This is a genomic window from Myxococcaceae bacterium JPH2 (genome assembly GCA_016458225.1).
In the GTDB taxonomy this organism is placed as follows: domain Bacteria; phylum Myxococcota; class Myxococcia; order Myxococcales; family Myxococcaceae; genus Citreicoccus.
Window position 1 is genome coordinate 822,358 of sequence record JAEMGR010000003.1, and the last position, 20,081, is coordinate 842,438.

The window sequence follows — 20,081 nt, forward strand, 5'->3', positions numbered from 1 at the left end:
GTGGAAAGGAAACATCACCATGAAGCCACTCGAAGGACGGATTGCCCTGGTCGCAGGCGCGACGCGGGGCGCGGGGCGGGGAATCGCCACGATGCTGGGCGAGGCGGGGGCCACCGTGTACTGCACGGGGCGCAGCGTGCGCGGACACCTAGCCAGCGGCAGCCAGCGGCCAGAGACCCTCGAAGAGACGGCCGAGCGCGTGACGGCGCTGGGCGGCAAGGGCATCGCCGTGCGCGTGGACCACTCGGTGGAGGCGGAGGTGGAGGCGCTCGCTCAGCGCATCCGCTCCGAGGCCGGTCACCTGGACGTGCTCGTCAACGACATCTGGGGCGGCGAGTCACTGATGGAGCTGGGCCTGCCCTTCTGGAAGCAGTCCGCGCAGAAGGCGCGGCTCATGTTCGAGCGCGCCGTCTTCACGCACCTCCTCACCAGCCGTCACCTCGTGCCGATGATGGTGGAGCGCAACCAGGGCCTCATCGTCGAGGTGACGGACGGCGACTCGTTCGGGTACCGCGGCGCGGTCGCCTATGACGTCACGAAGATGGCGGTCATCCGCCTAGCGTTCGCGATGTCGCGCGACCTGCGGCGCACGAACGTCACCGCGCTCGCCGTCACCCCGGGCTTCCTCCGCTCGGAGGAGATGCTGGACTGCTTCGGCGTGACGGAGGCCAACTGGCGCGACGGCGCCCGGAAGGACCCCAACTTCATCGCATCCGAGACGCCCGCGTATGTGGGCCGGGCCGTGGCGGCGCTCGCGGCCGACCCGAACGTGAAGGCTCGAGCCGGCCGCGTCGTCGCGTCATGGACCCTGGCCCGTGAGTATGGCTTCACGGACCTGGATGGCACCCAGCCGCACTGGGCCGACCACTTCACGCGGACCTATCGCCAGCCGTACACCGTGGCGGACGACGCGGCATATGCCTCGTGGATGAACGGGGCGATTGAAGTCGTCGCCCCGGACTGGCCTCAATACTGAGCGGCGCTCAGGGACGCCTCAGCCCGCCTCTTCTCGGAGGGACGAGGCGTCTCGGCCCGCGCGCCACGCATAGCCGGTGAACAAGTCCCGGCCGTCCTTCACGGTGAGCAGCACGCGGATGTCCTTGAGCGTGTGCTGGGACACCGTGAGCGGATTGCTGGAGAGCACCACCAGGTCCGCGCGCTTGCCCGGCTCGATGGTGCCCTTCGTGCCCTCTTCCGAGTAGAGGATGGCGTTGCCCACGGTGAGCGCCTTGAGCGCCTCCATCACGGCGATGCGCTGCTCCTCGCCCACCACCACGCCCGTCAGGCTGGTGCGGTTCACCGCCGCGTCCACCAGCAGCATGGGCTCCAGCGGAATCACCGGCGCGTCCGAGTGGATGGACAACGGCATCCCGCGCTTCAGCGTGGACGCCAGCGGGCTGATGCGCAGCGCGCGCGCCGGCCCCAGCGTCTCCTGCATGTGCCAGTCGCCCCAGTAGTACGTGTGCGCGTTGAAGTAGCTGGGGAGGATGCCCAGGTCGCGCATCGCATCCAGTTGGTCCTCGCGCACCGTCTGCGCGTGGATCATCACCGGCCGCAGCGCCTTGGGGCCCTGCAGCGTGCGCGCCTTGCGCACGGCCGAGATCATCATGTCCGCGGCCGCGTCCCCGTTGCAGTGCACCAGGAGCTGGAGCCCCTCCGCGTAGGCCCGGTCGAACCAGCCGTCCAGCTCCTCCTGGCTCACCACCGGCTCGCCCCGGTATGACTCGGGCTTGCCCTCCGGCGGCTTCACGTACGGCTGCGTGAGGTAGGCCGTCTTGCCCTGCGGCGAGCCGTCCGCGGTGATCTTCACGCCGCCCACCTTGAGGCGCCCCACGTAGGTGCCCACGTGCTTGCGCGCCTTGAAGTCGGCCAGCAGTCCTGGCGACGACGACGCGGCGCCTCGGGGCTCGCGGTCACAGTCATGCCGGTGCGGCACGCGCGAGGAGCTGCGCACCGGGTGCTGCACGAGCGTGTCTCCCACCGTGGTCCACTTCGGATACGCGACGATGTCGATGAGCAGCCGATGCTGTCGCGCCGCCTCTTCCAACAGCGCCAGCGAGGCCGGCGATGTCTGTCCTTCCTGCGCGGTGGTGATGCCCCGGCTGGCGTAGTGCCATTGGACATCCTCCAGCGTGGTCAGCTGCTCCTCGGGCGTCTTCGGCGGCAGGTGCGCCAGGAGCCCGAAGACCGCTTGCTCCGTCACCACGCCGGTGGGCTCGCCCTTGTCGTCGCGCCAGATGGAGCCGCCCGGCGGATCCTCCACGCCCTTCACGTAGCCGGCCTGGGTCAACGCCAGGTGGTTGGCCGTGGCCAGGTGCCCGGAGACGTGGATGAGGACCAGCGCGTGCGTGGTGGAGACGCGATCCAGTTCGTCCGCCAGCGGGTGACGCTTCTCCTTGAGCCGAGAGTCGTCATACCCCACCGCCACGATGGTGGAGCCCGGCGGCGGCGCGTGCGCCTCCAGGTGCAGCCGCAGCCGGTCCAGGATGTCCTCCAGGCTCGCGACCTCACCCGCCGGAGGAGGGCTCAAGTCCGGCCAGCCCCAGGTGTCCACCATGGCGCCCAGGTGCGAGTGGCCATCCACGAAGCCCGGCAACATCGTGCGGCCTCGCAGGGACACCACCTCCGTGTTCGGCCCGCGGTGGCGCAGCACCGCGTCACGCGTGCCCACCGCGAGAATCGTGTCGCCCTTCAAGGCCACGGCCTCTGCCGTGGGCTGGGCGTCATTCATCGTCAGGATGGTGCCGCCCTCGAAGATGCGGTCAGCGATGGGGACGGGGGTCTCAGCGGAGGGGCGTTTCGTGGTCATTCAGGGGACTCGGGGCAGAAGTGGAAAACATGCTCCGCCGAGCAAGGTGTCCCGTGAGCGTCACAGCGTCCATCGCCCCCCAGGGTCGCGAAGGGTTGTCTTTGCACTCGTTCAGCGTCCGAGAAACCAAGACAGCCCTTCGGACCGGATGTCTGGAATTCGACGCGCTCAGTAATGGACGGAGAGCGTGACGCCGCTGTAGGCCGAATAGCCTTTCAGGAGAATCCACTGCGTGCCCGCGGGCAGGGTACCCGCCAGGGTGCATGTTTCATTGCTACCCGACAGGTACGGACGGCAGTCATACAGGGTCGGCGTGGGCGCGAATCCGAAGCGCGTGTAGAGGTCCGCGTCTCCCGTGGCGCCGCTGGTGATGCGCACCGTGGCCGAGGTGTTGGCCGGCACGTTCAAGCAGTAGTACTTCTCCGAGCCCGAGGCGCCAGACAGCCCGGTCACCTGCGCGTCATTGGCCAGCGTGGTGCAAGTGACGGGAGGCGGCACGGCGCCCAGCCCCACGGCCTCCCACGCCGCGTCCACGGCGAGCTGCACGGACATGTCGTAGCCCAGGTCCGAGGCCACCTGCTTCAAGAGGATCCGCGCCTGGGCGAAGTTGGTGGAGGCGACGAAGTAGTCGTCGTTGGCGCGATACATGATGCGCGCGGCCTTCTCGATGCCGATGCCCGGCACGTTCACCGTCGACCTGCCTCGCGGGTGCGTGCCGCCGGTGGACAGCAGCTTGAACGCCAGGCTCGGGATGCCCGAGCCGTAATGCGGGTCGATGGTGGGCGAGAAGTCCGGGTAGTAGTCCAGCGAGTCCCCATCCCGCTTGGGGTCCTGCATGTAGCGCAAGGCGTCCCCGGCGATGGGCGGCGTCCAGACAGCCTCGCCAATCTTCCAGATGTCCTCGCCCATGCTCCACGTGCCCGAGGCCAGGCTCTGGCAGGTGGCGGTGAAGATGTCCGAGATGGACTCGTTGAGCGCGCCGGACTCGCCCACGGAGTCGAGGTTGGACGACGTCTCCGTGATGGCGTGGGTGAGCTCGTGCACGACGGGTTCCGCATCCATGCACGGCGAGCTCAGGTTGACCCCGTCGCCGTCGCCACACATCAACTGGGTCCCATCCCAGTAGGCGTTCGCGTAGTTCGTCATGTAGTTCACGGTCGCCACCAGCTTCGCGCCCGAGTTGTCGAAGGAGTCCCGTTGGAAGAGGGTGTTGAAGCAGTTGTAGAACTCACCCAGCTTCGCGAGCGGAACGTCGAGCGTGGGGTCCCACGCGGGAATCCCCTCGACGGCGCACTTGTGCGACTTCCATGAGCAGACCTCGCGCCGGAGCAGGGTGCGAATCTCCGAGCGGCGCCTCACCACCGCGGCGTCCTCCGCGCCCACGTAGACGCGGGCCTTCACCGGCGTCCCGTCTTCCTCCTCGCCCGTCACCCTCACCTCGAAGGCGCGCACCAGCGCGGCCTCGGGCGTGGGCCGCAAGAAGACCTCGCGCGGCGGGCTCGCCTCGCGCGCTCCGGGCGTGGACGTGAGGGCCACCCGCACCGCGGCCTCGGGGGCGATGCGGGCCGCCGCGGGCTCGGGCTCGCCGTCTCGCGCCGAGCCGTTCACCGCGTAGAGCCTCCCCGTCGCGTCGAGGTGGACGCGCAGCGCCTCGCCCACCACGGGGAGGCCCGCCTTCACCTGCGCGTAGCGCACGTGCACGTTGCCCTGCGCGTCCTGCCGCACGTCCTGGGGCACCACGTCCGCCAGCTCGAGCCGGAACACTGGCAGCGCCCGCGCCAGCGCCGGCTCCAGCAGCGCATGGGCCTGCCGCGCCGAGGCGCCCGAGAGCCCTCGTCCCGCGGTGCCCAGGTCTCCCTTCACGAAGGTGGGCACCCCATCCGGGTGCGCGTCCAGGACGTGAGCATCCGGCAGCGCGCTCAACGCCGATGCGAGGCTCTCCGTGTCCGGGGCTGCCTTGGGGGCATCCTCCATCCCACACGCCGAGACACCGAGCGCCAAGCCGGCCCACAACCCATACGTCTTCCGCTGCATGGACTTCCTCCTGGTGACAGGTTCGAGAAGCCCACCCATTTAAACACAATTTACGGCTATTTACCGTCTATCTCGTTCAATGGCAGACAGGGCTCAGGGGCGCGCGGCGTCCTCGCGGCGGTGGGCCTCCACTTCGGAGACCTCCTCCCAGCGAATCCAGCCGGCGCGGGCGGCGTGGCGGGCCGCCGACACGGTGTCATCCACGGAGCGCATCTCGCTGCCCGCCGCGCGGATGTCCTCGGCGATGAGGGCCAGCTCGGCTTCGCGGCGCGGGTGGTGGGGCACCTTGCGGATGTAGACGCAGCGGATGCGGCCCGGGAACTCGCGGACGATGGCGCGGTAGTGCTCGGCGTCCTCCTGACCGCTGTCGCCAATCAGGATGAACGGCATCGCGGGCAGCGTGGTGAGCACGCCGCGAATCTTCTCGCGCTTGTGTCCATGGCCCCCGCCGGGCGCGAAGCCATGACGAGACAGGCCCCAGTCGCGCAGCAGCAGCGGGCCCGCCGGGATGCGGTGCAGCGCGAAGAACTCGTCCAGGTGCTCGTAGAGGTTCCACGGGCTGCTGGAGACATAGAACAGCGGGTTGCCCGCCGATCCCGAGGCCCCCGCCTGCAGCGCCGCGTAGAAGGCGTCCACGCCGGGGAAGGGCAGCCGCACGCGGTGGTCGCTGAGGAACAGCGCGTGCGCGCGTTGGAACACGTCGGTGACGCCCGTGACGATGACGGTGTCGTCGATGTCGCTGATGATGCCCAGCTCCGCGCTCGGGCCCGCCACATTCACCGGGGCGAGCACGCGCGGGACGTTCTCCGGCTCGGGAGAGAGCAGCTCCAGCTCCACGTTGTGCCAGCCCGAGCGCACGCCCTCGGGCGGAGGCACCCACAGCTCCAGGAAGCCCTCTTCGTCCGTGACGCCTTCCCAGCGATGCTCACCCCAGCGCACCGCCACGCGCGCCCCGGGCACCTCGCGCGTCATGTACCGCTTGTAGGAGGCCACGGCGCTGCTCCACACCGTGTGGCGCTCCTGGCGCGGACTCACCTTCCGGTCCTCCAACACGCGCGCCTTGATGACCACCTGCTGGTGCGAGCCGTAGCCCCGGTACGGCAGGATGCGCAGCGGCGGAGCAATGCCCAGCCAGCGCCGGACCGCGCGGCTCAGCGCGTCGTAGCGAGCGTCCACCTGGACGGCGAAGCGAAAGAGCAGGGGCAGCAGATCGGCCATGGGGGGAGAGCAGCGAAGCGGGTCGCGGCCTCGAACTGTAGAGGAACTGCGTGGGCCCGTGGCGCCCGTTCACGCGTCCAGGGGGCGCTTCCTCCACCCCTCGTCCCCGATTTCCCACCCCTGGTCGGAACCTGCACGCGCCGTGAGTGCCGCCTGAAATAGGACCGGAGGGAGTCATTCAGAGGAGTCTCTCATGCACGTCTGTCATGTCCTCGTTGCCCTCGCGCTCTCGCTGGCCACCCCCGCGCTCGCGGCGGACCCTGTCCCCGCGGCCCCTCCTCCGCGGCCCTCCTCTCCCGCGGAGGTCGCCGCTCGGCACCGCGAGAAGCTGTCTCCGTTCCAGGTCCTCGTGGGCAGCTGGCGGGGCGAGGGGTGGATCGACCTGGGGCCCCGCGCGGGGGGACGCAAGACTTTCCAGGTTTCCGAATCCGTTCAGCCGCACCTCGAGGGGACCGTGCTCACGCTGGAGGGCGTGGGCACCAGTCGCGCGGCCCCCACGGCCCCCGAGGTCACCACGCATCAAGCCCTCGGGATACTCTCGTGGGACGAGGCCGCGGGCCACCTGCGCTTCAGTGCTTATCGGCTCGGCAACGGTGTCGTGGACACCGAGATGAAGCTGCTGGGTGAGGGAGTCTTCCAGTGGGGCTTCGAGATACCTCAGGGATGGATCCGCTACACCCTGACGGTGCACGACGGGGTGTGGGCGGAGAAGGGGGAGCTCTCGCGGGATGGCGGCAAGAGCTTCGCTCCGTTCCTCGAGATGACGGTGCGGCGCACGAAATGAAGCCCGGGGGCCGCTGGGCGCTGTTCGCGGGGGGCACGTTGCTGCTCGCGGGGATCGTCACGGCGCTCGTGGCCCTCCCCGCGCCCGCCTCGCCCTCCGAGGTCGCGCACATCTTCGCGCTCAGCGTCTTCTATGGCATCTGCATCGGCTTTCCGTTGATGGGCGTGATGCCCACGGTGAGTCGGCGTGCCGCACACCGGCCGCCCGCGTGGGGCCTGCTCGCGTGTCTGGTCGCATGCGCGGCCATCACCGCCGTCATGACGACGGTGGCCACCCTGACGTTGGTGGGCCTGGAGGTCTTTCCTGTCCACGGACTCGAGCGACATGTGTTCGTGGGCGGCGGCATGGGATGCGTGTTGAGTCTGCCAGCGGGTGGCGGCGCGTTCGCCTATGCCCGGATGATGGAGCGCCTCCGCGCCTGGAACACGCGCGTGCGCGAGGCCGAGGCGCGGCGCGAGCGCGCCGAGTGGTTGGAATCCGAGGCGCGCTTCGACTCGCTCTCCGCGCGCCTGCGGCCACACTTCCTCTTCAATGCGCTCAACTCCATCGCCACGCTCGTTCGCGAGGACCCCAAGGCCGCGGAGGCGATGGTGGAGCGACTGGCCTCCGTGCTGCGCTCCTCGCTGGATTCAGGGGTGGGACGTCAGGTGTCGCTCCAGCGAGAGCTGGACCTCGTGTCCGACTACCTGGAGCTGGAGCGGGCGCGGATGGGAGCGAGGCTGCGCTACTCGCTGGAAGTGCCTCCAGGGCTCGACCAGCTCGCGGTGCCGCCCTTCGCCGTGCAGACGCTGGTGGAGAATGCCGTGAAGTACGCCGTGTCCCCGCGACGCGCGGGCGGCAGCATCTTTGTGTCGGTGAGCGCGGACGCCACGCGCGTGCATCTGGAAGTGCGGGACGATGGCCCCGGCATCACCGGGCTTCCTCCGGAGGGGCACGGGCTCGACATGCTGATGCGGCGGCTGACTTCAACCTACGGGCCGGAGGCAGCGGGACTGTCCATTTCGCCGGGCGAGGGCGGGGTTGGCGCGTGCGTGCGCGTGTGGCTGCCACGCGCGGAGGTTGCTTGAGCACTCCAGCGGGGCTCCTTCGCGCGGTGCTCGTGGATGACGAGCCGCTCGCGCTGCGTCGCCTTCAGCGCATGCTGGAGGAGACGGGCCGAGTGAATGTGGTGGCTTCCTACACCGACCCCGTGGAGGCGCTGAGCGCGCTGCGCGCCGTGCCTCCGGACGCGCTGTTCATCGACGTGTCGATGCCGGAGATGAACGGCTTCGAGTTGGTGAAGGCGCTGCCGCACCCTCCGCTCGTGGTGTTCACCACGGCGTTCGACGCGTACGCGCTCCAGGCGTTCGAGGTGGACTCCGTGGACTATCTGCTCAAGCCCGTGAGCGCGCGCGGCCTGGAGCGAGCCCTGGACAAGCTGGCGCGGATGCATTCGGGGCTCGTGCAAGAGCAGCGGCGAGCCCTGGAGTCAGCGCCCGCGTCCCCTTCACCCCTGACGCGGCTGACTTCGAGGACGGGCACGCGAACCCACGTGGTGGACCTCGACGAAGTGACACACCTGTACTCGGAAGACCGGCTCGTCTGCGCGGTGCGGGCGGGGCACAGCTATGTGGTGGACCTGGCGCTCGCGGAGCTGGAGCGCCGCCTGGACCCGGCGCGCTGGCTGCGCATCCACCGGGCCACGCTCGTGCGCCTCGAGGAGGTCGCGGAGGTGCTGGGCGGATACGGCAACGCACGCGTGCGCCTGAAGGATGGGACGACGCTCGCCGTCGCGCGTGACCGCTTGAGCGAACTCCGCGAGCGCCTGGGCGGTATGGCCAGCGGACGAGGATCCGCGGCCCGTCGCACGGAGTGACGGGTCCACCCGTCTCATCCTTCGCGCGGTGAATCCTGCTCAAACCCTCACGGACTGGAGCGCGGTATCGGCGCGCGCTTGACTTCACCGTCCCGCGGGGATTCTGGAATCGAAGCACGCCCGGAAATGTCAGACCGATACGATATCCATCTCCCTGCGCGGCGCCATTCCGGGCGTCGCCGAAAGGGCTTCCTTCACAATGAATATGTCATTGATTCCCCTCGGGCTGTTGGTCGGGATGACGGGGGTCGGCTGCGCGGGGCTCGACGAGACCGAGGCTGTGGGCTCCTCCGTGTCGACGGATGGGACCTCACAGACCACTCAAAGCCTGCTCACCCAAGTCACCGGCACCAGTCCGGTCAATTTCATCGCCACGTCTGGCAATGAGACAAAGCCATACAATCAGTCCACCACGTCGGTGGTGGCATACACGCGGGATTCAACCACCGGGGCGTTCACGGCCTATCCAGGCACCGGCGCCGCGGACGGCACCATCTCCGTGCCGAACGTCCCTTCCGGCCGCATCTACCTGAAGCTGGGCTCGCGCTACCTGGTGAGCACCGACCGCTCGTTCGACCTGGGCTCCACGGAGTGGGGCCGCGATGGCACCTTCGTCTCGCTGCCCACTCCCGTGACGGTGTCCGCCACCGGCATGTCTCCCTGGCAGTCGGGGGACTTCCTGGACATGTATTCGTTGAACCCGGGCGCGTTCGGCTACGTCGACAACAACGCCACGGGGCGACCCCTGACAGGCGCCACGTCGCTCTCCGGGCTGAGCTTCGATTACGCCAACATGCTCAACCCGGTGCTGCTCGACAGCAGCCTCGGGGATGTGTTCTCGCTGGCGCAGATGCGGTGGCAGACGAGCGCGAATGGCGTGCCCTACCGCGCGATGCACAAGGTGCTCAACGCGAGCGTGACGCAGGTGGCGGGCCAGCCCGTCTCCGTCAGCGGGACCTTCACCCAGCCCGTCGCGACCGGGACGTTTGGTGTGGACTGGAGGCGCTCGGCTTTCGAGGCCCTTCGCACCCAGGTGAACCCGGACGCGGTCAGCACGTTCAATGAAATCTGGATGTCCGCGCGGCCGGCCGCGCTGGGTTCGGCGCTGGCGTCCATCAGCGGGCCGCCACTGCTCGTGAAGCTCAATCCGGATGCGCTGCGGACCGACATCGTCACGGGGAGCATGACGTACAACAACCCGCTCCCGGCGACGTGGCAGAAGGTGGCGCTCGCCTCCGCGGGCTTCACGAAGAGCTACGCGCTGGGAACCGCGGCGCCTTACGTCATGGGCGTGGACATCCGCGTGGATCAGGAGGCGAGCGCCTTCACCGCGGCGCCCGTGGAGCCCCTCATCGGGCCGGTGCAGTCGCCCCAGGTGAACACGCGCGGAGCGTTCCAGAATCTCACGGGCGTGGGGACCGATGCTTCGCTGCGCTGGTCGAAGCCGCTGATCGGCACGGCCACGAACTACGTGGTGAACATCTACCGGCTCGGCGCGGACAACGGTGCCACCACCGTGACGCGCGTGGCGACGCTGCACACGGATCTCCAGAGCGTGTACCTGCCCCCGGACGTGCTGCAGGCGGGCCAGACGTACTTCGCGGAAATCCAGAGCTGGTACCAGCCCGGATCCAACCTCGCAACGAGCCCGTTCAAGCGCGCGCTGCCTCGAGCCCGCGCCAGCGTGCTCACCGGAACGTTTAGCCCGTAGGCGTTGAAGACCTGGGAAGGGAGGGAGTCCGCGCCCTCCCTTCCTCATGAGCCGCATCGCTTCAGTGAAGCTCGAGTTTGAAGGTCGCCCACCACCGCCGCGCGGATGAGTGGGCGCACCCTCACCTGCTCACACGAGCGGGTGTCCGCCGTCCACGTGCAGCACCGAGCCGGTGGTGAAGCCGTTCTCCATGAGGAACAGCACCCCGTGCGCCACGTCCCCCGGCGTCCCCACCCGGCCCACGGGCAGGCGCCGCGCCATGGCGTCGAACCGCTCGGCCTTCGCGTCACCCGCGAGCCGGTCCCAGATGGGCGTGTCCACCCAGCCCGGCGACACCAGGTTGACGCGCAGGGGCGCCAGCTCCACCGCCAGCGCTCGGGCGAGCCCCTCCAGCGCGCCGTTCACCGCCGCCACCAGCGCGCCCCTCGGCGCGGGCCGCTGCGCCGCGATGCCGCCCGTCAACGTGAACGAGCCACCCACCTCCATCCGCCCCGCCGCGTGCTTGGCCAACAGCAGCGACGACGTGAACTTCGAGTCGATGAAGCTCCGCGCGCCCGCGAGGTCCAGCTCGCGCACCGGCTGGTAAGCTCGCGTCACGTCCGCCGCAGTGGTGACCAGGTGCCGGAAGGAGCCCACCCGGGCGAAGAGGCGCTCCACGTCCTCCTCCCGCGTGATGTCCGCCTCGCATGCTTGAATGCCCTTCGCCTCGCCGCCCAGCTCCGCCACCACCGCGTCCAGCTTCGCCCGCGAGCGCCCCACGATGACCGCCTGCATGCCCCGGCGCAGCACCTCCCGCGCCACCCCGAGCCCGATGCCTGAACCGCCTCCCACGATGACCACTTTCATGTGCTGCCTCCCGCCTGGGGCCTCGCGCTGACTCCTTGGCGCGGGCCTGATAGATGCGGGCACCGTTCCATGGCGCGCGTGTGCGTCGGAAACGGGAAGTTCCGTTCACCCCCATCGGCGTTTCCGAAGGAAGGGTCGTGAAGCTCAGACAGTTGGAGACGTTTCGCACCGTCGCTCGCACGCTCAACTTCCGCCGCGCGGCCGAGCAACTCCACTACGCCCAGTCCAGCATCACCGAGCAGATTCAAGGACTGGAGTCCGACCTGGACGTGGCCCTGTTCGACCGGACCGGCCGCGTGCTGCGCCTCACCGAGGCCGGCGCCCGCCTGCTGTCCTACGCGGACCAGATGCTCGCGCTCGCCGAGGAGGCCCGCACCGCGCTGCAGGAGCACGACTCCGAACTCTCGGGGACGCTCACCGTCTGGGCCCCGGAGACGCTCTGCGCGCGGCGCCTGCCTGGGCTGCTCACCGCCTTCCACGCCCACCACCCTCGCGTCCGCCTGGTGGTGAGCCCCAAGGGCCGCGCCGAGGTCCTCCAGGGCCTGCGCGGCCAGGAGATCGACCTGGGCATCTTCCTGGGCGAGGTGCCCGCGGGCATCGCGGTCCACTGCGAGCAGCTCGCCACCGAGCCCCTGTGCCTCGTCGCCCCGCCCGGCCACGCGCTCACCCAGCGCGACCGCGTCCTCGCGGACGACCTGCGCCCCTGGCCCTTCATCTCCACGGAGCTGGGCTGCGCCTACCGCGACCTCTTCGAGCGCGCCTGGGCCGAGGCCGAGGGCAAGCCGTCCGTCGTCGCGGAGGTGGGCAGCATCACCGCCGTCGCGCGCTGCGTGGCCTCGGGCATGGGGCTGGCCGTGCTCCCTCACGTGGCCGTGAGCGACGAGGTGTCCCGCGGCGAGCTGGTGCCCCTGCCCTGGCCGTCGCTGACGGACGCGGGCATCTGGTTCGCGTGGAGCGGACGGCGCCTGTCCCCCGCCGCCGCCGCGTTCCTGCGCACCGTCCGAGAGGAGCCCTGGGGCCACGCCGCCTGAGCGCGCGGCCTCAGTCCCGCCGGCCCAGCGTGCGGTCCAGGTTGTACGCGGCGCTGATGAGCGACAGGTGCGTCAGCGCCTGCGGGAAGTTGCCGAGCGCCTCACCGGACGGCCCCGTCTGCTCGGCGTACAGCCCCACGTGGTTGGCATAGCCCAGCATCCGCTCGAACGTGAGCCGCGCCTCCTCCAGCAGGTCCGGCCGCGCCACGCTCGCGCGCGTCATCGCCTCCACCAGCCAGAAGCTACAGAGGTTGAAGGTGCCCTCGCGGCCCGCAATCCCATCCAACGTCGCGTCCACGTCGTAGCGGTACACCAGCCCGTCCGAGACCAGGCCGCCCTCGGACGGCGGGCGCCGCATGGCATCCACCGTGGAGATCATCCGCGGATCCACCGGCGACGAGAAGAACACGAGCGGCATGAGCAGGTTCGCCGCGTCCAGTGAGTCCCGGCCATAGGCCTGGATGAAGGCCTGCCGGCTCGAACTCCAGCCGTTGGCCATGATGTCCTCGAAGATGGCGTCGCGAACGGCCAGCCAGCGCGGCCGAGGCGCGGGGAAGCTGCGCTTGTCCGCCAGACGGATGGCCCGGTCCACCGCCACCCAACACATCAGCTTCGAGTACACGAAGTGCCGCCGCCCGCCGCGCACCTCCCAGATGCCCTCGTCTGGCTGCTGCCAGTGGTCGCACACCCAATCCACCAGCCGCCGCAGGTGCCTCCAGAAGTCATACGAGATGGGCGCGGCGTACTTGTTGGAGAGGTACACCGAGTCCATCAGCTCGCCGTAGATGTCGAGCTGGAGCTGGTCCGCCGCCGCGTTGCCGATGCGCACGGGCTGCGCGCCGCCGTAGCCGCACAGGTGCGACAGCTCCTCCTCGTCGGGCACCTGGCTGCCATTCACGGCGAACATCAGAGGGAGCGGCCCGTCCCCGTGCTCCGCGCAGCGAGACTCCACCCAGTGCATGAAGGCGGCGGCCTCCTGCCGGAAGCCGATGCGAATGAACGCGTAGATGGTGAAGGCCGCGTCGCGCAGCCAGCAGAAGCGATAGTCCCAGTTGCGCGTGCCGCCGGGGAACTCGGGGAGGCTGCACGTGGGCGCGGCGACGATGGCCCCCGAGGGCGCGTAGGTCATCAGCTTCAGCGCCAGCGCCGAGCGCTGCACCGTCTCGCGCCAGCGCCCCGTGTACTGACAGCCCGCGAGCCAGTGGCGCCAGTAGAGCACCGTGTCGCGGAAGAGGTGCTCGGAGGACTCGTGGTCATGCACCTGGTGCTCGCAGGACGCGGACGCGCCCTCGCGCAAGGTGAAGACCGCGGACTGGTTCGCCTGCAAGGCGAAGCGCGACACCAGCCCGTTGCCCTCGCGCGCCATGGGCATGGAGCCCGTGAGCGTCATCCGCAGCGAGTCCGTCACGAAGGTGGCGCCGCCGGGGATGAGCTGCGTCTGGTGCGGCGTGCGGCCGTAGTTGAACGCGGGGAAGCACTCCATCACGAAGGACATCTCGCCGCGCACCACGCGCACGCGACGGAGCACCACGCGGCCCTCCTCCTCCGCGCTGCGGCCCATGGGCATGAAGTCGATGATCTCCGCCACGCCGTCCGGCGAGTAGAAGCGGGTCACCAGCACGTTCGTGTCGGGCCAGTAGAACTGCTTGTTGTGCACGCCGTTCGGCTCGGGGGCGATGCGCCAATGGCCACCCTTCTCCGGGTCCAACAGCGCCGCGAAGAGGCTGGGACTGTCGAAGTGGGGGAAGCACAACCAGTCGATGGTGCCCTCGGTCCCCACCAGGGCCACCGTCCGCAGGTCTCCGATGACGCCGTGATTCTCGATGGGCACCGACTTGCGTGCCCGCGCTCCATCCGTGGGGCTCACCGCGCGGCCTCCTGAAAGGAGATGACGTGCTTGATGCCGCCCAGCCGTCCCTCCACCACCTGGGAGAATGCTTCCGGTGGATGGCGCGCGGTGATGAGCCGCTCCAGCCCGCCTGGCCACCGGGCGCGGAAGCGCTCCAGGTTCTCCAGCGCGCGCGTGAAGTCCTCGCTGCCGGCGTTCACCGTGCCCAGCACCACCTGGTTCCACAGCACGAGCTGACGCAGCACCTCCTCGCCCGCCAGGTGCAGGTGCTCCTTGCGGCCGGGCACGCCCGTGAGGATGAGCACGCCGTTGGGGCCCAGCGCGCGCAGCGTGTCGAAGGCCACGGTGCTCGAGCCCGTGGCCTCGTAGATGACGTCCACGGGCCCCGCCTTCGCCTTGAGCTCCTCCACCGTGACGCGCTGGGAGGAGAGGTACGGTGCGCCCATCGCCTCGGCGGCCGCGGCCTTCACGTTGGGCGGCGGGCTGCGCGAGTACACCGTGGTCGCGTAGCCCAGGCTCATCAGCGCCATCGCGCCGAGCTGCCCCACGGGCCCCGCCCCCAGCACCACCGCGTTCCCAGGCGTCTGCTTGAAGGGCAGCCGAGCCTGGATGCGCGCCGTCTCGCGCAGGGCCTTCTCCGCGATGGTGAGCGGCTCGGTGAGCACCGCCACGCCGCGCAGCGAGTCCTCGGCGCGGTGCAGGTACATCATGTCCTCGACGAAGAACTCGGCGCAGAAGCCGTGCGCGCCCTGGATGCCGCGCTCGGTGTAGTCGCCGGTGACGCAGAAGTCCGGATGCTCGTAGCGACACGCGGGGCAGTGCGCGTGCGGACACGGCCGACGCACCCGAGGCACCACCAGGTCTCCGGGGCGGAAGTCGCGCACGTGCGCGCCCACCTCCACCACCTGTCCCAGGCACTCATGTCCGAGCACGAGGTGGCTCTCGCCCGGGGGCGGCGCGCCGTGCAGCCCTTGGAGGATGTCCTTGTCCGTGCCGCACACGCCCACCTCCAGCGTGCGCACGCGGACCTCGGTGGGAGAGTGGAGCCGAGGCTCCGGAGCATCGATGACGCGAACCTCGCGCGAGGGGTAGGCGATGGCGACGGCCTTCATCCATGGACTCCGGGCAGGGGAGTGGAAAGGCCCAGTCGATGCCCGAAGCTCCGAGCGCATGCACCGCCCCCACGGGCCGAGGGCCCGGTGGTGAACACGCTCACGCGCGCGGGTGCCCAGGGGTCAACGCCAAAAGCGCTGCCGTCGCCGCGCGCTCGGGTCTATAGACAGGCCCGTGAGTCCCTCGGTCCCCTCCCGCTCCGCGTCGTTCACGCCCTCGCGACCCAGCCGCGCCACGGCCATTGGCGCGGGGGCCTTCCTGCTGCTCGCCCTGCCCTTCCTGGTGCTGGGCCTGTGGTTGCTGGATGGGAAGTCTCGCGTGGAGCTTCACTGCGAGCCCTCGGGCGGACCGTGCGTCCTGTCTCGCTCCGGCTGGCTCACCCGCGAGGAGGTGGGGCGCTATCCCCGCGCGGAAATCCAAGGCGTGAAGCTGGACCGGACGCGCAGCGCTCGCCGCGCCCGTCAGCCCATCTTCCGCCCCGCGCTGGAGACGACCTCCGGGCCCCAGCCCCTGGCCACGCAGTGGCTGGAGGATGAGGCCGAGGCGCTGCGGTTCGTGGACGCGGCGCGCGCGTACCTCGCCTCCCCCACGCCCTCGGCCGAGGGCATCGTGCGCGATGACCGGCGCCCCAACCTGCGCGTGGGCGGGGCCTTCACGGGCGTGGGCCTGGTGCTGCTGGGCATCTGTGGTGGGTTGCTCGCCCGCACCCGCGCCCATCGGCGCGCGGAGGCCCGGGCGCCTTGAGCCTGGGGTGGACCGCGACGCGCGCCACGTCCCCGTGCTACCCCGTGGCCATGTCCGCTCCCCACCCCGCCCGTCCGACTCCCGCCGCGGCGCCCGACTCCGAGACGCGCGCCGCCGACTCTGAGCCGCGCGCCGCCGACTCCGAGACGCGCGCCGCCGACTCCGAGCCGCGCGCCGCCGCGTTCACCTGGCGCTCGGAGAGCGAGGAGCCCGCGCCCACCCGACTGGCCCCGGTGGATGACCGCCTGCGCGCGGACACGGCGCTCAAGCGGGTGCGGCGCGGCGAGTTCCTGCTGTACCAGGGGGACTTCCACAACGCCCGGCAGCTCCTCGGCGCGCTGGGGCGCCGCCTCCCGCAGCCGCCTCCCACGCGCACCCCCCTGGAGGCCTTCCGCGCGGAGCGGCGCGCGCGTCAGCTCGAACACGACACGCTCTCCCGCATCGTCGTCGCGCTCGACCGCGACTACCGCCTCGCCCTCGCTCGCGCGCCGGACGTGGCGAGCGCCTGCCATCAGGTCTGGGGCGAGCCCGAGGCGGACACCACCGTCGTCCCCCTCAAGCAGCTCTTGGGCATGCTCGGCGCGGCGGAGTGGCGCCGCAAGGGATTGGCCGTGCCGGGGCTCTCCGGGCTGCTGCACCCGCACTACGGCGTCTACCTGCCCACGCGCACCGACTACGTGGAGCTGCTGCTCGCGCTGCCCGCCCCGAAGGGACTGCGCGTGTTCGACGTGGGCACCGGCACGGGCGTGCTCTCGCTCCTGCTCCTCCAGCGCGGCGCGGCCTCCGCCGTGGCCACCGACTGCGACAGCCGCGCGGTGGCCTGCGCCCGCGAGAACGCGGAGCGCCTGGGGTTCGCCTCCCGCTTCCAGGTGACCCAGGCCGACCTCTTCCCTCCCGGTCAGGCGGACCGGGTGGTGTGCAATCCTCCGTGGATCCCCGAGCCGCCCAAGAACCGGGTGGACCGCGCCGTCTTCGACGAGGACAGCCAGTTCCTCCGGCGCTTCCTGGAGGGGCTCCCGGATGCGCTCGCGCCCGGCGGCGAGGGGCTGCTCCTCCTGTCGGACCTCGCCGTGCTGCTCGGCCTGCGCCCATCCGGCTGGCTGGCCGAGGAGTTCGCCCGATGCGGGCTGGTGGTGAAGGCGAGCCACTCCACCCCGGCGCGCCACGGCAAGGCGAAGGACCGCGAGGACCCGCTGCACGCCGCGCGCTCGCGCGAGGTCACCACGCTCTACCGGCTGGTGCCCGACCCAGCGCGATGCCGCCCGCCCGCCTGACCGCCCCCGCGTGACAGCGCGGCGGGGCGTGCCCAGCTTGAACCCGATGGTCCGCGCCCTGCTCGCCCGCTGGAGGAAATGGCGGAGTTCGCTGCGTCTGCTCCAGCCGGCGCACGTGGACCCCGGTCGCGCCAAGATTTCCATTGCCCAGCTCGGTCATCGCTACGCCAACAAGGTGGTGGCGCTCCACGACGTGAACCTCAACGTCCGGACCGGCGAGTTCGTCTGCCTGCTCGGCCCCTCGGGCTGCGGCAAGTCCACGCTGCTCTTCGCGCTGGCGGGCCACGTGGAGCCCACCGGCGGCACCGTCTCCATCGACGGCCAGCGCATCCACGGCCCCGGGCCGGACCGCCTGCTCATGTTCCAGGAGGCGGCGCTGTTCCCGTGGCTCACCGTGCGCGGCAACATCACCTTCGCCCTGGCCGCGCGAGGCATCCCGCGCGAGGAGCGCCGCACCCGCGCCGACACCTTCATCCGCCGCGTGCAGCTCACCGGCTTCGAGGACTCGCTGCCGCACCAGCTCTCCGGCGGCATGAAGATGCGCGCCAGCCTGGCCCGCGCGCTCGCGGTGGATCCGGCTGTTCTCCTCATGGACGAGCCCTTCGGCTCGCTGGACGCCCAGACGCGCGTGCACATGCAGGAGCTGCTGCAGTCCATCTGGATGCGCACCGGGAAGACGGTCGTCTTCGTCACGCACGACGTGCAGGAGGCGCTGATGCTGGGCACGCGCGTGGTGCTGATGGCGCCTCGGCCAGGGCGCGTGGTGCGCGACCTGGAGGTGCACCTGCCCATGCCTCGCTCGCTGGAGGACGCCCGGCTGACGGAGATGGCGCGGCACATCCGCCGGCTCCTGCGCCACTTCGAGGTCCCCGACGCGGAACTCCCCTCACCCCCGCCCCGCCGCGCCTTGCCCGCGCGCGGGCTGCTGCGTCCCAGTCCCCTACCGTCAAGGTGAGCGCCATGAAGAAATGGGCACAGAAGCTGGGCATGGTGGCGCTGCTGCTGGCCCTGTGGGAGGGCCTGTCGCGCTCGGGCATCTGGTCGCCCCATCTCTTCCCCGGCCCCATGAAGGTCGCGCAGAGCCTGGTCGCCATGGCCAAGGACGGAAGGCTCGGCTCGGCCACGCTGCGCTCGCTGGGGCGGCTGAGCCGCGCGTATCTCCTGTCCGTGGCCATTGGCATTCCCCTGGGGCTGCTCACCGCGCGGGTGGCCTTCTTCCGCAACGCGGTGAAGCCCGTGGTGATGGGGCTGCAGGCCCTGCCCTCCATCTGCTGGCTGCCGCTGGCGCTCTTGTGGTTCGGCCTGACGGACGCGGCCATCCTCTTCGTCGTGGTGATGGGCAGCGTGCTGAGCATCGCCATCGCCACGGAGGACGCGGTCAACGGGTTGGACCCGCAGCTGTCTCGCGTGGCCAGCACGTTGGGCGTGCGCGGCCCGCGCTTCTACTTCGGCGTGCTGCTGCCCGGCGCGCTGCCCGGCATCGTCACGGGGCTCAAGCTCGGGTGGAGCTTCGCGTGGCGCGCGCTGCTCGCGGGCGAGCTGCTCTTCGTCTCGGGCGGCCTGGGCCAGCTGCTCACCATGGGCCGCGAGCTGATGGACGTGCCGCAGGTGATGGCGGTCATGGTGGCCATCATCGTCATTGGCATCGCCGTGGACCGCGTCCTCTTCCAGACAGTGGAGACGCGGCTGCGGCGGCGCTGGGGCCTCACCGCCACGGTGTGAGCCGCCCAACGCTCCCGCGCCGCGGGCGTTGAAAACAACCCGAGCCCATCGCCACGTTGGGAGCGTATGCGCCTGCCTCGCTCCTCCTCGCGCCCGCTGCTCCTGCTGTGCCTCGCCGTGCTGTCACTCGCGGGCTGCAAGCGCGAGGCATCCAAGTCCAGCGCCGACACACCGCTGCGCCTGGGCTTCTTCCCCAACATCACGCACGGTCAGGCGTTGGTGGGGGACGCGGAGGGCGTCTTCGCCGCGCAGCCCGGCGTGGGTCGGCTGGAGGTGAAGCAGTTCAACGCGGGACCCGCCGCCATGGAGGCCCTGGTGGGCGGCTCGCTGGATGTCTCGTACGTGGGGCCGGGACCCGCCATCAACACGTACCTCAAGGCGGGCAAGGACCTGCGCATCATCGCGGGCGCGGTGAACGGCGGCGCGGTGCTGGTGGTGAAGTCCGTCCGGACGCCCGCCGAGCTGAAGGGCAAGAAGCTGGCGACGCCGCAGCTCGGCAACACCCAGGACATCGCGCTGAGGCACTGGCTGAAGGCCCAGGGGCTGAGCATCGCGGCGGACCAGGGCGGCGACGTGCAGGTGGTGCCCATCAGCAACGCGGACATCCTGGGCCAGTACCTCCAAGGCGCCATCGAGGGCGCGTGGGTGCCGGAGCCCTGGGGCGCGCGCATGCTCGCCGAGGGAGGGGGCCACATCCTCGTGAACGAGAAGGACCTGTGGCCCGAGGGGCGCTTCCCCACCACCGTGCTGGTGACGACGCGCAAGCTGCTGGAGACGCAGCGCCCGCGGCTGCTCGCGCTCGTCCGCGCGCACGTGCAGCTCACCGAGCGCTGGAAGGCGAACCCCACCGCGTTCGCCACCTCCGTCAACGCGGCCTTCGGTCGCATCACCCACAAGCCGCTGACGGGGCCCGTGCTGCAGGATGCCTTCTCACGGCTCCAGCCCAGCCTGGACCCCGTGCCCTCCGCGCTGAAGGAGTCCGCGCGCCACGCCCACGCGTTGGGCTTCATTCCCAGCGACGACATCGCGGGGCTCGTGGACCTGAGCCTGCTCGACGAGGTGCGTGGCGCAACGAAGCCCTGACCTGCTCA

Annotated in this window: 17 protein-coding genes; 11 read left to right on the top strand and 6 right to left on the bottom strand. The window is 70.5% G+C overall.

Annotation, left to right across the window (positions count from 1 at the left end; genetic code table 11):
- The first annotated feature begins 19 nt into the window (after positions 1 to 19).
- Positions 20 to 976 (top strand): SDR family NAD(P)-dependent oxidoreductase, encoded by a 957-nt coding sequence (locus JGU66_08075; protein MBJ6760718.1) that lies wholly within the window; start codon positions 20 to 22, stop codon positions 974 to 976.
- A gap of 18 nt (positions 977 to 994) precedes the next feature.
- Here JGU66_08075 and JGU66_08080 read toward each other — a convergent pair whose 3' ends face one another.
- The 3 genes from JGU66_08080 to JGU66_08090 all read right to left on the bottom strand — a co-directional run bounded on the left by JGU66_08080 (position 995) and on the right by JGU66_08090 (position 6,061).
- Complete coding sequence (locus JGU66_08080; GenBank protein ID MBJ6760719.1) at positions 995 to 2,809, bottom strand: amidohydrolase; 1,815 nt, start codon at positions 2,807 to 2,809, stop codon at positions 995 to 997.
- Positions 2,810 to 2,977: 168 nt separating this feature from the next.
- Positions 2,978 to 4,843: a M4 family metallopeptidase gene (locus tag JGU66_08085; protein ID MBJ6760720.1), complete on the bottom strand. Its 1,866-nt coding sequence runs from the start codon at positions 4,841 to 4,843 to the stop codon at positions 2,978 to 2,980.
- Between the two features lie 93 nt (positions 4,844 to 4,936).
- On the bottom strand, positions 4,937 to 6,061 hold the full coding sequence (locus JGU66_08090; GenBank protein MBJ6760721.1) for a DUF2183 domain-containing protein: 1,125 nt from the start codon (positions 6,059 to 6,061) through the stop codon (positions 4,937 to 4,939).
- Between the two features lie 193 nt (positions 6,062 to 6,254).
- Here JGU66_08090 and JGU66_08095 point away from each other — a divergent pair, with 193 nt between their 5' ends.
- The 4 genes from JGU66_08095 to JGU66_08110 all read left to right on the top strand — a co-directional run bounded on the left by JGU66_08095 (position 6,255) and on the right by JGU66_08110 (position 10,411).
- Positions 6,255 to 6,845, top strand: coding sequence for a hypothetical protein (locus JGU66_08095; GenBank protein ID MBJ6760722.1), 591 nt, complete (start codon positions 6,255 to 6,257; stop codon positions 6,843 to 6,845).
- A complete protein-coding gene (locus JGU66_08100) occupies positions 6,842 to 7,912 on the top strand; it encodes a histidine kinase (protein ID MBJ6760723.1) in 1,071 nt (356 codons plus the stop codon). Before JGU66_08095 ends, JGU66_08100 begins: the two co-directional genes overlap by 4 nt.
- The gene (locus JGU66_08105; protein MBJ6760724.1) at positions 7,909 to 8,700 is read left to right on the top strand and encodes a response regulator; all 792 of its coding nucleotides are present in this window, start codon (positions 7,909 to 7,911) and stop codon (positions 8,698 to 8,700) included. The genes JGU66_08100 and JGU66_08105 overlap by 4 nt, the downstream gene beginning before the upstream one ends.
- Before the next feature lie 199 nt (positions 8,701 to 8,899).
- Positions 8,900 to 10,411, top strand: a complete 1,512-nt coding sequence (locus JGU66_08110) for an ABC transporter substrate-binding protein (protein ID MBJ6760725.1) — start codon at positions 8,900 to 8,902, stop codon at positions 10,409 to 10,411.
- A gap of 129 nt (positions 10,412 to 10,540) precedes the next feature.
- On the opposite strand, the gene JGU66_08115 is transcribed toward JGU66_08110, so the two are convergent.
- Positions 10,541 to 11,257, bottom strand: a complete 717-nt coding sequence (locus JGU66_08115; protein ID MBJ6760726.1) for an SDR family oxidoreductase — start codon at positions 11,255 to 11,257, stop codon at positions 10,541 to 10,543.
- Between the two features lie 137 nt (positions 11,258 to 11,394).
- Between JGU66_08115 and JGU66_08120 the strand changes: the two genes are divergently transcribed.
- Positions 11,395 to 12,288 (top strand): LysR family transcriptional regulator, encoded by an 894-nt coding sequence (locus tag JGU66_08120; protein ID MBJ6760727.1) that lies wholly within the window; start codon positions 11,395 to 11,397, stop codon positions 12,286 to 12,288.
- 10 nt (positions 12,289 to 12,298) lie between these two features.
- Here JGU66_08120 and JGU66_08125 read toward each other — a convergent pair whose 3' ends face one another.
- Both JGU66_08125 and JGU66_08130 read right to left on the bottom strand, forming a co-directional pair.
- Entirely contained in the window at positions 12,299 to 14,119 is a 1,821-nt protein-coding gene (locus JGU66_08125) for a glycoside hydrolase family 15 protein (GenBank protein MBJ6760728.1), read from the bottom strand.
- A gap of 32 nt (positions 14,120 to 14,151) precedes the next feature.
- Positions 14,152 to 15,249, bottom strand: coding sequence for a glucose 1-dehydrogenase (locus tag JGU66_08130; GenBank protein MBJ6760729.1), 1,098 nt, complete (start codon positions 15,247 to 15,249; stop codon positions 14,152 to 14,154).
- Positions 15,250 to 15,424: 175 nt separating this feature from the next.
- Between JGU66_08130 and JGU66_08135 the strand changes: the two genes are divergently transcribed.
- The 5 genes from JGU66_08135 to JGU66_08155 all read left to right on the top strand — a co-directional run bounded on the left by JGU66_08135 (position 15,425) and on the right by JGU66_08155 (position 20,073).
- Positions 15,425 to 15,994, top strand: coding sequence for a hypothetical protein (locus tag JGU66_08135; protein MBJ6760730.1), 570 nt, complete (start codon positions 15,425 to 15,427; stop codon positions 15,992 to 15,994).
- A gap of 50 nt (positions 15,995 to 16,044) precedes the next feature.
- Positions 16,045 to 17,268 (top strand): class I SAM-dependent methyltransferase, encoded by a 1,224-nt coding sequence (locus JGU66_08140; protein ID MBJ6760731.1) that lies wholly within the window; start codon positions 16,045 to 16,047, stop codon positions 17,266 to 17,268.
- 46 nt (positions 17,269 to 17,314) lie between these two features.
- Positions 17,315 to 18,223: an ABC transporter ATP-binding protein gene (locus JGU66_08145; protein MBJ6760732.1), complete on the top strand. Its 909-nt coding sequence runs from the start codon at positions 17,315 to 17,317 to the stop codon at positions 18,221 to 18,223.
- A 5-nt stretch (positions 18,224 to 18,228) separates the two neighbouring features.
- Positions 18,229 to 18,990, top strand: coding sequence for an ABC transporter permease (locus JGU66_08150; GenBank protein MBJ6760733.1), 762 nt, complete (start codon positions 18,229 to 18,231; stop codon positions 18,988 to 18,990).
- Positions 18,991 to 19,056: 66 nt separating this feature from the next.
- A complete protein-coding gene (locus tag JGU66_08155) occupies positions 19,057 to 20,073 on the top strand; it encodes an ABC transporter substrate-binding protein (GenBank protein ID MBJ6760734.1) in 1,017 nt (338 codons plus the stop codon).
- Positions 20,074 to 20,081 lie beyond the last annotated feature (8 nt).